A 12,723-nucleotide genomic window follows, 5' to 3' on the forward strand; every position below is an offset into this window, starting at 1 on the left:
TAGGGTTATGGTTCCTACCCGGGTGGTTAGTTGGTGCGGGGATGTACCGTTACGGTACCCTTTCCTTTCGCTGGTACGCTCGTATGGCTCAGCTTGAAGTTGTTCGGTGGCTTGCGCCTGTAAGATTTGGTTCAATACGGATTCCAACAGGGCTGCTACTCCAGAATCTTTGTTATTGCTTAAAAATAGACGGTGCAAAAGTTCCTGATTTACGGTAATCTGGTATTGAGCCATGCAAATTCCTCCTTTGTTAGGTTTGTTTTGGCAATTCAATTCTAACTGAGGAATTTGTCTGGCTCCAGTATTTTTTTGGAAACCTATTTTACACAATTATACGGACTTAACTCCGCACCGGCCAATATTTGATAAGCCTTTTGCGCACCTTGATTGAATTTTTTATACCGGTCCCTTTCCTGGCACCAGATATCCTTAACGGCACCTTCGCACCAGGCACCCACCGGAATAATAAGTTTGCCTAGTTTCCTGGCGGTTTGATATTCTTTTTGCAGCATTTCCCTGTTAACTTGAATACCACCGCCACCGACAAAAATACAACACCCGCTTCGTTTAATCATATCTTCTCTATACTTTTGTAACAAATCCGGGGAACTGCCTGCAAATGGTGCCAGGCTAAACCTGGCAAAATACTCGGAGCTTTTACCGCTCCTGTATAACTGCTCCATTGCCCCTGCAAGCACATGGGCATCTATAGTTGAGTCAAAGCCGCAGGTTATATTGTAACCTTCCAGTATGGCATACTTGCCCAGCCGGCGTAAAAAATCATAAAAACTCCGCCCCGGTTCTGCATTTTCTTCACAATGCCCGGAAACATAAATATTTTTTTTATAGTATTCTTTCTCGATACTGCTTAATATATCAGCTATGCCGCCGTAATCATCAACCGGCACGGTTTGGATATTATACCGTTTAAGATCATCCACAAACAATTCAAATCGATTTTTTTCATAGAGATAATCGTCATCACCAGGCTGCGGGCGACGCATAATGGTGTAATGTTCCCTTGCATTCTCCCTGAAAATTGCTCTGATCTTGCCGAAAACCCTCTGCAAATTGGGATCATTAAAACTAAATCCCAAAAATAAAAAGGTATGTTCCACCAGGGCGCAGTAAAAAGCGCTGGACATGGCGGAGCGTCTGGTATCGTAAAACTCGTAATCATCCCTGGTCAGCACTATGCTGTTCAACTGGGATACGTCTCCATGCATCTTGTAGATGGTTACCGGAGCATTTACATTGGAATAAGCCAGGGCATCATCGTCCCGTACCACATTACAGCTAATGCCTGCCTGGCGAAAAGTCTCTTCAATAACAAGGTCATAATTGGTAGTCCAGATGTTTGATACCGGCAGCCTGGTAATAATCAGGTGACTGTCTGTTCCCGTTACATTCTTGCCGAAATGATTTAATATTTCTTGCGTTAAACCTCCACGGTTTCCCTTTCGCAATACGTACATTTGGGCCAGTCCTATCAGGTCATCCTCTTTCTCGACATTTAGGCCAATTTCTTTGGCCGGCTCCCTTAGAAGTTCCTTCCAGTCGAAAAAGCCCACCGGCTTGGACAGGCCTGCCCCTAAAAACAGCGCTGCCCTGCCACAGCGAAGCATATCTACGTATTTTTTAATCATTTGCTCCCGATCAATCATCCATTATTGACCCTTCCGTCTAAGCATAGTAAACCAAAGTATAGTAAACCGTCATATATATTTGAGAACTCTAAATTACCGCGCTGCGCTCGTAATGACAATTGTTAAACATCATAGGAAACGTAACAATTATTATTCCCGGGCACGGCTTTTTGAAATCTCAAAAATTTATAAAAAATAGCAGCCGGAATTGTTTTCCTGACTGCTATTTATCACATGATCTATTGTTTTACCAGACTGTAATCCGGCTCTATCGGTACTGAAGTATCCATATTACCATTTAAAATACTTTCTTGTTTGTTACCTTCCAGCAAGAATTGCACTTTTTTAATGCCCGGCAGCTTGCAGAGGGAGTCAACCACAGCATAAATGGTCATGGTTTCTCCTGCCGAACCACCCCAGTGATTATCACGAAACTCTTTGGAGAAATCAACATAGGCAACCCCGTCAACGACCTTGGAGGAAAGAAGTTTAGTTCCATCAGGAATCACCTGCCCCAGGTTTTTATTTGCCGGACCTTTAATTAATTCACGAATAACGGCACTTTCCATTGTTTCATCTTTACCTTTTGATACTTCCCGCACCTCGGGAACGAGATTCATCGACTGGTCGTCGCTGAAGTAAATAGTGACTTTTGGGACTGCACTGGTATCAGGATTATTCCCCAGTTCACTTTCCTGATTCACCCCGGGGTTTTGTGAGCCCGGAGAATTAGCAGGCTTTTTGCCGCAAGCGGCAAAAGACAACATTAGCAGCACCGCAAGCAGGGCAACGATCCCTTTTGACCAAAATCCGTTTGTTTTTCTAATTTCTAACATCTCCTTTCATAGAATCTCAACCCAGAAAAATTTAAGCAGTTTAGCCCATTCTTTGCCGCCTGGCTAAATAAGTAACAGCCACCAATATTACTGCCGGTAAACCCAATAATAAAGGTGTAATAACAGTATTTTTTTGTTGTGCCAAATCCGCCAGTTTAAATACCAAAGCAGCCAGGGTAGAAACATTTACGGCCAATGCCTTATTTGCTTCCAGGTAAGCACCGGCAATTAATATTGATAAATAATATAGCAACAGGAAAAAGTAATTGGGATAGATCCGAGAATGGTAATTGATTAAAGCTATTAATACAACATCACCAAAAAAAGAAGCATAATAGATTTTTTTATTTTGCATAAAAGGAAATTCCCTGAGCCGGATCCATATCACATAAACAACCATAAGGCCCAGCAGCGTCCCATATCTTTGCGCGCCTGCGTTTTCGATTCTTAAACCAAAAAAGAGAAGCACAACCAGCGCTATGTTTCTGGCAATCACCAGGTAATTTAACAGCTTTGGATTCAAGTTACGACCTCCGGATAACCACTTAACCCATTTTAACAGAGATCAGCCTGATGGTATATCCCCATCCTTAAAAATTGTGGTTGAGAATGCCGGTGGCTCCCCGCTGCGTTCGGAACTTTCGCGAGTCCAATCCGATACACCGGCACAAAAGAGAAACCCCGTAACCGGGGCGGGAACTAAAAAGGTGGTATTTTTTCGTTAACCGCCCAGGGTGATATCCTGGGTTTCATACCACTGCAATGCTTCATAAAAATGGTCCTTTTTAAAATCAGGCCATAAATCATCTATAACATAAAAGTCGGAATAAATGGATTGCACGGGTAAAAACCCGCTTAACCTTCTCCTGCCTCCCCAGCGGACAATTAGATCAATTCTTGATATATCCGATGATGCAATATAATGGTTGATATTGCGTGATTTTTTAGCATCATTATGATCGCCGGCATTAATAAAATGACTCAGGTCCCACTTCCACCCGTAATTGACAAGAAAATTAATTTTAATTAAACCTTTGCCAAAGGTTTTCCTTTGCTTGAATTCCAGAAGCTCTTTGGGAAAAAGCGAAGAAGAGTAATCACCAAGAACCAGCAGGGACGCATCCCGGTTGGCAAGCATTTGTACAGCATCCACGCAAGCCTTTTGGAATGCCTTAGTCTGAACAGCCGGCCTTTTGGTATTGTCCTGGGTAAAACCGTAAAAGGTTAGTTCCGGTATACCCAGTTCCAAACACATTTCGTACAGCATCATGCCCGGGCCCAGTCCATTCTGATACCCGTCCTGCTTGGCCAGGCCGTTCTGAACAGCCCACCTCCGGTTCCCGTCAGGTATTACCCCTACATGCTTCGGCACTCTTCCAAATCTCGGGCATGTCATATTGCTCCTCCAAATCTAAAGTTATGCAATTAATAACATGCCCATTTTGTCTTAAACTATCCATTTCAATTAATATTGTCTAAACCTGTCCTATCGTGAAAAATTGTGGTTTTAGTACCGGTGGCCCCCGCCATACTTTTTCATTGATCTGCCGGCGCCGCGCTTACTCATTGATAGCCCGCTCCAGTATGCGGTACATCCGGTCAACCATGGCGCGCGGGTCTACAACCAGGCCTGCCGCCGCCAGGGCGTTATCGTAAATCTGTTCCGCTGCCAGCCTGGCAAATTCCTCATCCTTCTGCCTGAGCAAATCCAAACCTATAATTATTTTATGCCGCGGGTTGATCTCAAGCGCTTTCCCGCCCATGGAGCCGAAATCCTTGTTGACCGCCTGCATAACCCGCTGCATGCTGCTGGTCATAAAGCCATTAAGATTAATGATCATGGCCGGGCTGTCGACCAGGCGCTTGGACTCCCTGACTTCCTCCACCCTGTCCCCCAGGGTTTGCTTCAACCAGGCTGTCAGGTTGCGTAAATCCAGGCCTTCAAGGGTTTGCTCTTCTTGATTGGCAGCTTCCTGATCCAACTCAGGCAGTTCCAGATCGGCCTGATCGGCTGAAACCAGTTTCTTACCCTTATATTCAGCAAGGTTGGTTAGGACAAAATCATCCACCGGCTCGTGGGTATAAATCACTTCTATATCCCTTATCCTAAATGCTTCCAAGTACGGCCCGGCCTCAATCAGTTCGCGGCTGGGACCGTTGATGTAGTAGATATTTTTCTGGTTTTCCGGTGCCCTTTCCACGTAATCATCCAAGGATATATATTTCCCCGGCTCAGATTTTGATGACTCAAATCTTAAAAGCGGAGCTATATCCTTATTGTAGGTGAAATCCGAAGCCGCTCCTTCCTTCAGGAAAATTCCAAATTTATTCCAGAATTCGTTATACTTTTCTGTGTTCTCTTTAGCCCGCTCGCCCAAAAATTTTAAGAACCGCCCCGTGATAACCTTGCGCAGCTTGGCCACCAGTGCGCTGTCCTGCATGGTTTCCCTGGAGATATTGATAGGTATGTCTTCACTGTCGACCACGCCCTTTAAGAAGCGAAGCCATTCAGGCAATAGCCCTTCGGCTTTTTGCTGGATCAATACTTTTCTGCAATACAGTGAAACTCCCGGCTCCATTTTGCCAAAGCCGAATCGTTCCAAATTCTCACCGGGCACAAAAAGCAGCGCGTTAATAGCTACAGGCGCATCGGCAGTAAAATGCAGTCTGAAAAGCGCATCGTCAAACGCATTGGCGATAAACTTGTAGAATTCGGCATATTCCTCTTCTTTTATTTCATTTTTATTACGGGTCCAGATTGCCTGCACCGTATTAACCTTTTCCCCCTCCAGCATAATGGGAAAGGGAACAAAATTGGAGTACCGCTGGACTATTCTTTTAATATTATCCTTTGAGGAGAACTCAGCTGCGTCATCCTTCAACTCAAGCATAATTGACGTACCACGGCTAAGACCATCAACCGGGGTAATGGTAAAACTGCCCACACCATCTGAAACCCACTCGTACCCCTGGGACCCGGCGCGACAAGACCTGGTAAGCACCCTGACTTTTTTGGCCACCATAAAAGCGGAATAAAAACCTACCCCAAATTGTCCAATTAAATTTAGATCCTTCCTATCCGACTCTACGAGGTGCTGGAAAAAAGCTTTAGATCCGGAATGAGCAATAGTGCCCAGGTTTTCTACCAGCTCGTCCCTGGTCATCCCAACTCCGGTGTCTTTTATGGTTAAAGTTTTGTCCTGATCATTTGGCTCAATAGTAATTTCGTAAGGCAAACCGGGGTCCAGCATGTCCTTATCGGTGATACTTCTGTACCTTAATTTTTCAAGGGCATCAGCAGCGTTGGAAATCAGTTCACGCAAAAAGATCTCCCGGTCGGTATAAAGTGAATTAATAACTATATCCAGCAGTTGCTTGACTTCCGCCTGAAATTCCAGCGTTTCGTTCTGATTTACCGCATTTTCAGCCGCCATATTTTCTACCTCCTCTTATTGTAGAAAAATTAACAGTAAGCCAAAAATTTTGTTAGCACTCCAACTTAATGAGTGCTAATTTTTTTGATATTACAATGACTATATCCTAAAATCAACCTTTAGGATAATTAAATTCTGTTAATTATTCCCCTTTCATAAGAATTATCTCCATCTAACTTTAAATTATATACTAAAAGAACGTTCAAACAGGCACTCTAAATGATAACTATCTCATTAATGGATGGCAACGGATGCTGCAAAAATTGCAAGGATAACTTGTGTAATAATTATTAAATTAATTAAGTAATAGCACGTGTATCAATAACGATCACACATGCTATTTTATTTTTGCTTTGCCAACGCGAATAAGATCAACCATTAACGCCGGGCGAACTATCAAGCCAGTTAAGGACTGCGGCTGTAACAAGACCGTAGATGATGGCGCCTATAACGTTAGATAATTGTGTATTTGGCCCTGTCTGGTATAAATGAGGGACTTGGAACAATACCGGAATAGAGAAAAGAATAAAAGAAACAATAAATCCGTAAAATGCACCTTTTATTAGGTAACCTCTCGAAGTAATTGTTAAAAACAGAAAAGATAAAATGATTCCTAAAAAACCGGACCATAATATTTGTGTAATTAAAGATACTATAGTTTCAGCCATATTTTCAGGCAGTTCGCCGTAGATCATCATAGCTGCCCAATCAAGGTAACGGAATGAGCCAAAATGCAAAAAGCGATTAGAAATCATGTCCCATACATTCATACATATACCGCCTGTAATTCCTGCTATCGTTCCTCTGAAAGTCCTGTCCATAGCTGTTAAGTATCAAATTATTTGAGAAAAGTGAGATTAGGTGAGACTAAGCGGGAAATGACGTGAAATGCAGTTGTATCAAGGGTTTAGATGTGATTTTGGTAACTGGAAATTCTCATTTTATGTGAGACAAAAATATGTCGAATGTTTGAAATTTGACCTGTCGTTGTATTTTGATGTTAACGGTAACAGGCTATATAAAAATGGGTGTTACTAAATTTTTAAGGCGTTTAGAAAAGTAGATATAATGCGCGTTACGTGGTGTTACTTAGTGTTACCAAGGCGTTACTGGATTAAAATTTTTATGGTCCGGTGGCGCTTTTTTATTTCAAAAAATAGGTCTGAGGTTGTAAACCTGAGGTTGTAAACTTGTAAAGTTGTAAACTTACCGTCAAAACGTTGCTACGCAAGGGATGCGGCGTTTAAATCTCTAAATGGTAACAATTCCCTGGAAATTGATTTCGACATGAAATTTTGCATAATTATGCGTATATTTTGCATAAAAGAATGTGTTGGTACTTTTATCAAATATCACTATGTAATTTATCTATTAACCTATAAAGACTAGCACGACTACCAACGCGCCAATCATGCTTATTTGCTTCTTTTTCTAAGTCTCTTATTGCTTTTGCTTTTGAGAGTCTGTGGTTTTCCTTAAATAATTCCCTTAAAAATTAGGCTGCTTCCAAGTCGGTGGCCCTGGCCTTAGAAGATGCTTTTGGCAAGTAGACTATTTTGCTCTGTTGCACATCGGCCAGGCGCTTAACTTCAAAGGCCAGCTCATCCAGGCGGCGCTGCACTTCTTGTAGTGCTTCGATCGGTACCAGCCGCTGACTCTCAACTGCTTCGTACAGATCAATAAGCATTTCCTGTACCTGTATAGCCTTTAGTTGGTTTGACTTCATGCAGATTTTTAAGGCCCCGCGCTTAGTAAAGAATCGTACCTGTTGTTCGCCCCCAGGTGTGGTCAAGTTGACTACCCCTGTATCGTAAGGAGGCGTCATATTGATGCCCCCTTTATGGCTATAGTCACATTGACGCTCCATTTCCTTAAAGCTATCTTTGTTACGGTTAAATAAAATGCGAACAGACCTTTCATGTGCATATCCCAATGCTTTTGCCAATACATTAGCGGTGACTACCGGTTGACCGTCAACAGATACCACTGCTAATTCTCCAGCCTGGGCAAGTACGGGAAGTAGATCATTATTATTTATCAAAGTGTTTCACCTCTCTTGAGTGGCCAGACCTCTGCCATAAATTATAACATAAAAAAACCGGAATATTTTCCGGTTTTTGTCTAAATAAAAAGCTCTACTAGGTTTCGCGGAGCTTGACTTCTCCTTCTGCTTTTTTAATAACATGGACCACTTTGCCAATGACGGAGATATTTTTAGGTGGTTGGATTTCAATGGGCTTGTACTTTGGATTTGCTGACTTGAGAAGTATTCTTTCGCCCTGTCGGTAAAAATATTTTATAGTAGATTCATCGCCGATCCGGACAAGGGCTGCTTCTCCTTGATCCACCATTGGTTGATGTCGGATAACAACAAAGTCACCGTCATTGATTCCCATACCTATCATGCTATCCCCTTTTGCTCGGACTATGAATGTCTTATCCATAGCGAACCGCTTGTCCACAGGAACATATCCTTCCAGGAGTTCATTAACCAGAATGGGCCGGCCGGCGGCTGAGTTACCTAAAAGCGGTAAGTAAACCTCGTCTGTTTCTCTAACCAATTCTTCCGCAACCTCCATGTGGTGCGTCTTTTTTTTGTGCTTCATTATTGGTGGACTTTCGTTTTGTATACCCTTTTCCTTTTTATGACGATACTCAAGAAACTCAATAATGGTTTGTAATTCCTTTTTTACCTCCTCGCTAAGCCCATTAATAAAGTCGGTAATATCGTCCTGGTCTGTGTTTTGAGGCTTATTGTCATTTCCTAAAAGCAACCAGTCAATACTTACTTTGAATTTTTTAGCAATATTAATAAGGGCCTTGGCACTAGGTAATACTTTTCCTAGTTCCCAAGTAGCTACATTTCCGGGAGATGCCTCTATTATCTCTGCAAATTGAGCCTGCGACAATCTGTGTTTACCCCTAAGAAGTTTTAACCGTTCAGAAATACTCATCTAAATTAATTCCTCCACTTCAAAATTGGAGTGTCTTGTGTTGATAATGGCTCTAATGTTTGATTTTCCTCTAAATTTGAAGCATTTATGTTGACGTTCGCTCTAATATTGAAGTATAATCATTAATAGGAAATATTTCCGCTTTTCATTCTACCATGAAAGCGGAAACCATTCCATTAAAACATATGTCGAAGCACGCCAGGGGGTGATGGTTTGAAACCCAAAGAATTGACACTATTCGGGATAGAAGTTAAAAAAAGGCTTTTGGAATTGCGGATGAGCCAGAAGGACTTTTGTAAGAAGCACAAAATACCGGAAAACCGCTTTTCGGAAATTATGTATGGCACCATACCTGGCAAAAAGTATCGTGATAAAATCGCCAAGGTGCTGGGTATTAAAGAGTCAGCTTAACACGAACCTAAGCGAAATATGTAAGAAAAAATGTTAAATGGTTGGAGGGGTTATGAATGGATAAGAAGGTTGCAAAGTTAGCTTTTGAAAGCTTGTACGGTCCAACTATTGAGTCGGTTTGTAGAGAGTTTGCAATGTCAAGGAAGTATCAATTTTCTGGCGGTCAAAATGAAGCTAATGCCGATGGGCAATTATTAGTCCTTTACCGGTTAGCACTACAGACCAAAGACGCAGCTTTAATCGCTGAAATGGAAGCTTTAGCAGGTTATTAAAACTGGAGGTGGTTGAAACAAGAAAATTTGGCATTGATCCTCTGGAGATTGCACCGGTTAACCCAATAGATTATCGGTGTGTAAACGGCAAGTGGGTTTATGATCCCGGCTGGTGGAGGGAGATACCTTTACAGCACAGGGATAAGGCGAAGGAGAAAAACCAGAGGAGCAAAACTGCAAGGAGGCGCAGCCGTGGTTAAGGTGTGTGAAAGGGTCCATAAGGTTGTATGGGACATAATGACTATGCCGTGTGAGCTTAAAGCAATAGCCAGGGAGCATGAAGCGGAAGGTTACAAGGTTGAGCGTGGCGCGGCCGGGGTGGTGATACTGAAGCTGGATAACGGCGAAGTGCACTACGTGCCGGCCGGCGCTGAAATTAGAAGAGTGATTTTTGCCTATTAAATGCGAGGGGGTTGAAGGCTTGAATAAAAAAGAAAACGCCCAAAGAGGGCGCGTGCTTACTTTGTTAGAGCTGGCAAAAGAACTTGAAATGTTTATCGAATCATACTCAAAGAAAATTCAGACACTGACAAACCCTTCCTTTCCAAAGGATCAACGAATATTTGCCAAGTATTATCGATCGCTTCAGCAAATGCAAGTCCAATAGGTTTAGTTGATTCAATTTTTACAGCATCAATTTTGTTTTTATCCAAAACAGTTGAAATTACAGCTAGTCGTTCAAATAAGAAAAATTTAATGTCAATGGGTTGAGACTTAATTACTTTTCGCATCTGATGTTCATTTATGCAACTTTTAAGCTGATTAATAACATTATTTATCCCATGCTTTAACTCTAACCTTTTTAGATCAACTGCTTCATGTGTAGGAAAGCAGGACGCATAATTGTCAATACCTTTAATATCAGCTTTTGTATAGCAACTTCTTAATAAGTCTTTGCAAGCGTGTGAAAGATAAAAAGTTTTAAAACCATCCACATATTTCACCCCCTCCCCTGTTGGTTTGGTTGGCACCTTGAAAGTTCGGCATGGGAGGCGGGTGCCCCTATGGGGGGATACTAGTGAGAATTTTCGATACATATAACCACCTTTAGAGGGGGGGAGAAAGTGAACACAGCGCGGCAGGAAATTGAAACCTGGCTTACTACCAGCCAGGCGGCACAGCTTGAAGGTATATCGCGCCAGGCGGCATATAGGAAGGCCAGCAATGGCGAGTGGATAGCGAGAAAACAAAAGATTACCACCGGTTGTGGTGGTGGCGGAAAGGGATATATGGTTGCACTCTCTTCCCTTTCCGCCACGGCCCGCCGCCGGTTCTATTTTAAAAACGGGCAGGAGCCGGCACCTGTGGAGCTGGTTAAAGATAAGCCGGAGGAAAAGCAGGAACCGGCTGCAAGCAGCGATACCCAGGTAATGAATTTGGCTGAGATTGAGGCTTTGGTGGGTAAAGTCCAATTTAGAAAAATGCTGAAAAAGGCTGAGTTTGATGCTAAGCCTGTGTTGGAATTTTTAGATGCTACAGGAAATAAGACTGACGCGGCGCTTGAGATAGCTGACAGGTACGGCATATCAACGGCCACGTTATACCGCAGAGTTAAAGATTACAAGCAAGGAGGTGTGGCAGCTCTTATGAGGCAGTTACCCAGTTTGGGCAAGGGCAAGATGCGCAGATCAGTGGACAATGATGTTGAAAAATTTGCCCGCGCTGAATGGCTGCAGCTGAACAAGCCCAAGGTGGCCCATGTGCATAAAAAGGTCAAGAAGTTCTGCGAGCAAAACGGGTACCCGGTACCCAGCCGGGCCACTATTTACCGGGTAATTGAAGACTTAAAGGAAAACGAGCCGGATTTGGTTTGTCTGGCCCGCGAAGGTGAAGAGGAATACATGAAGAGGTTTGCCGAGAAAGCCGTCCGGAATGATCCAGAGTACGTCAACCAGATATGGGAAGGCGATCATCATTTAATGGACGTTTTCGTGGCCTATCAAGGCAAGCCGGTAAGGCCCTGGCTGACCGCCTGGCTGGACGTGGCCTCCAGGACAATAACCGGCGTGACTTTGGCCCTGCAATGCAACGGCAGGACCATTGCCCTGGCGCTTAGACACGGGATGTTGCGCAAGAAGATTTCCGGTTGGGACGGGGCTATTAGTAAGCCGATGGCCGGCGCGCTCTATTCGCTGGGTTGGGATATAGCTGAGCTGGATGATTACGCCGGAACTGAAACGCCGATTTGCGGGATTCCGGAAGTTCTGTATATCGACAATGGTAAGGATTATGTGGCTCAGGTTAAGAAGGGGCGCAAAAGTAAGGATTGGGAATATTCGCGCGAGGTGCGCAGCGCCTGCGACATTCTTAACATCAAGGCCATGTTTGCAACCGCATACAGCCCGTGGGCCAAGGGTCATATGGAAAGATGGTTCGGTACCCTGACCGGTCAATTTTCCAGGTACCTGCCCGGCTATTGCGGGTCCGATAATAAGAGCCGCCCATACGGACTTGATGAAAAGAAAATGGCCGAGCGCGGCGAGCTGTTGGAACTGGAAGAGCTGTATGCTCTACTTGAAATTTACATTCATATCTACCATAACACGCTGCACAGCTCACTAGGCATGAGTCCCTATGAAAAGTACGAAAGACTGCCCAAGGCCAGACAGGGACTCCCGGAAGAACGGGTACTGGATATTTGCCTCATGGACGTGGACAAGGCCAAGGTACACGAAAGCGGCATCCAACGTTTCGGCACAGTGGGCAAGCGCCGCTGGTATACGCATCAGGCATTGGAAAGCTATGTCGGGCGTCAGGTGGTCATCAGGTACGATCCCAACCGGATCGGCGAGCTGCTGGTGTTTGATCCTACCACCGGAAAGTATGTATGCACAGCAACTAACAGGGAGTTAATGCAGTGGGGCGCATCACAAGACGATATCAAAGAGTTTCTTAAAAGGCGGGCACGCAGGAAAAAACAGATCAAGGCACGCCTGGCCGAGTATAAGGAAACTCTGGAGGATGTGGTGGCCAACCGCCAGGAAAGCGGCCCGGACCGGATCACCGGCAAGACCTCCGATCAGGGCGATGTGCGGATGATCACCGGTATGGAAGAAGCCTCTAAGGCAGATAAGAATACTACTGCATCCGGAAAGCGGGCTAAAAAGCAAGCTGCCAATAACGGCAGGTTCGATGAGTATATTAGGAAATTAGGCAACCAATCAAATTAA

Annotated in this window: 15 protein-coding genes; 5 read left to right on the forward strand and 10 right to left on the reverse strand. The window is 43.9% G+C overall.

Annotated elements, in window-relative coordinates:
* The 9 genes from H569_RS19135 to H569_RS21185 form a co-directional block, all read right to left on the reverse strand.
* The coding region (locus tag H569_RS19135; RefSeq protein WP_034629480.1) for a transposase at positions 1-234 on the reverse strand (234 nt) is incomplete at its 3' end.
* Positions 235-317: 83 nt separating this feature from the next.
* Entirely contained in the window at positions 318-1,664 is a 1,347-nt protein-coding gene (locus tag H569_RS0104270; protein WP_027363990.1) for an SIR2 family protein, read from the reverse strand.
* A gap of 221 nt (positions 1,665-1,885) precedes the next feature.
* Positions 1,886-2,413, reverse strand: a complete 528-nt coding sequence (locus tag H569_RS19140; protein ID WP_207637519.1) for a GerMN domain-containing protein — start codon at positions 2,411-2,413, stop codon at positions 1,886-1,888.
* Positions 2,414-2,522: 109 nt separating this feature from the next.
* The gene (locus H569_RS0104280; protein WP_027363991.1) at positions 2,523-3,005 is read right to left on the reverse strand and encodes a hypothetical protein; all 483 of its coding nucleotides are present in this window, start codon (positions 3,003-3,005) and stop codon (positions 2,523-2,525) included.
* A 198-nt stretch (positions 3,006-3,203) separates the two neighbouring features.
* Complete coding sequence (gene uppS / locus H569_RS0104285; RefSeq protein ID WP_027363992.1) at positions 3,204-3,878, reverse strand: polyprenyl diphosphate synthase; 675 nt, start codon at positions 3,876-3,878, stop codon at positions 3,204-3,206.
* A gap of 163 nt (positions 3,879-4,041) precedes the next feature.
* Positions 4,042-5,916: a molecular chaperone HtpG gene (gene htpG, locus H569_RS0104290; RefSeq protein WP_027363993.1), complete on the reverse strand. Its 1,875-nt coding sequence runs from the start codon at positions 5,914-5,916 to the stop codon at positions 4,042-4,044.
* A gap of 371 nt (positions 5,917-6,287) precedes the next feature.
* A complete protein-coding gene (locus H569_RS0104295; RefSeq protein ID WP_238492460.1) occupies positions 6,288-6,686 on the reverse strand; it encodes a hypothetical protein in 399 nt (132 codons plus the stop codon).
* Between the two features lie 725 nt (positions 6,687-7,411).
* Entirely contained in the window at positions 7,412-7,957 is a 546-nt protein-coding gene (locus H569_RS0104300) for a BRO family protein (protein ID WP_027363995.1), read from the reverse strand.
* A gap of 97 nt (positions 7,958-8,054) precedes the next feature.
* Complete coding sequence (locus H569_RS21185; protein WP_051273237.1) at positions 8,055-8,870, reverse strand: helix-turn-helix domain-containing protein; 816 nt, start codon at positions 8,868-8,870, stop codon at positions 8,055-8,057.
* A gap of 213 nt (positions 8,871-9,083) precedes the next feature.
* On the opposite strand from H569_RS21185, the gene H569_RS0104310 reads away from it, so the two are divergent.
* From H569_RS0104310 to H569_RS0104325, 4 genes are read left to right on the forward strand one after another with little or no spacing between them, the layout of a single operon-like run.
* A complete protein-coding gene (locus H569_RS0104310; protein WP_027363996.1) occupies positions 9,084-9,281 on the forward strand; it encodes a hypothetical protein in 198 nt (65 codons plus the stop codon).
* 56 nt (positions 9,282-9,337) lie between these two features.
* Positions 9,338-9,553 carry a hypothetical protein gene (locus tag H569_RS0104315; protein WP_027363997.1) on the forward strand — a complete coding sequence of 72 codons (216 nt, stop codon included), beginning with the start codon at positions 9,338-9,340 and terminating at the stop codon, positions 9,551-9,553.
* Positions 9,554-9,561: 8 nt separating this feature from the next.
* Positions 9,562-9,753, forward strand: coding sequence for a hypothetical protein (locus tag H569_RS22710; protein WP_027363998.1), 192 nt, complete (start codon positions 9,562-9,564; stop codon positions 9,751-9,753).
* Positions 9,746-9,955 carry a hypothetical protein gene (locus H569_RS0104325; protein WP_027363999.1) on the forward strand — a complete coding sequence of 70 codons (210 nt, stop codon included), beginning with the start codon at positions 9,746-9,748 and terminating at the stop codon, positions 9,953-9,955. Before H569_RS22710 ends, H569_RS0104325 begins: the two co-directional genes overlap by 8 nt.
* Before the next feature lie 92 nt (positions 9,956-10,047).
* On the opposite strand, the gene H569_RS0104330 is transcribed toward H569_RS0104325, so the two are convergent.
* A complete protein-coding gene (locus H569_RS0104330) occupies positions 10,048-10,488 on the reverse strand; it encodes a hypothetical protein (RefSeq protein WP_027364000.1) in 441 nt (146 codons plus the stop codon).
* A gap of 129 nt (positions 10,489-10,617) precedes the next feature.
* On the opposite strand from H569_RS0104330, the gene H569_RS0104335 reads away from it, so the two are divergent.
* On the forward strand, positions 10,618-12,723 hold the full coding sequence (locus tag H569_RS0104335) for a Mu transposase C-terminal domain-containing protein (RefSeq protein WP_027364001.1): 2,106 nt from the start codon (positions 10,618-10,620) through the stop codon (positions 12,721-12,723).

The sequence above is a fragment of the Desulfotruncus alcoholivorax DSM 16058 genome (assembly GCF_000430885.1).
GTDB lineage: Bacteria > Bacillota > Desulfotomaculia > Desulfotomaculales > Desulfallaceae > Desulfotruncus > Desulfotruncus alcoholivorax.

Coding starts and splice junctions, on each gene's coding strand:
- H569_RS21185 (WP_051273237.1), bottom strand. CDS start 8,870: ATGAGTATTTCTGAACGGTTAAAACTTCTTAGGGGTAAACACAGATTG.
- H569_RS0104270 (WP_027363990.1), bottom strand. CDS start 1,664: ATGATTGATCGGGAGCAAATGATTAAAAAATACGTAGATATGCTTCGC.
- H569_RS0104295 (WP_238492460.1), bottom strand. CDS start 6,686: ATGAATGTATGGGACATGATTTCTAATCGCTTTTTGCATTTTGGCTCA.
- H569_RS0104315 (WP_027363997.1), top strand. CDS start 9,338: ATGGATAAGAAGGTTGCAAAGTTAGCTTTTGAAAGCTTGTACGGTCCA.
- uppS (WP_027363992.1), bottom strand. CDS start 3,878: ATGACATGCCCGAGATTTGGAAGAGTGCCGAAGCATGTAGGGGTAATA.
- H569_RS19140 (WP_207637519.1), bottom strand. CDS start 2,413: ATGTTGTCTTTTGCCGCTTGCGGCAAAAAGCCTGCTAATTCTCCGGGC.
- htpG (WP_027363993.1), bottom strand. CDS start 5,916: ATGGCGGCTGAAAATGCGGTAAATCAGAACGAAACGCTGGAATTTCAG.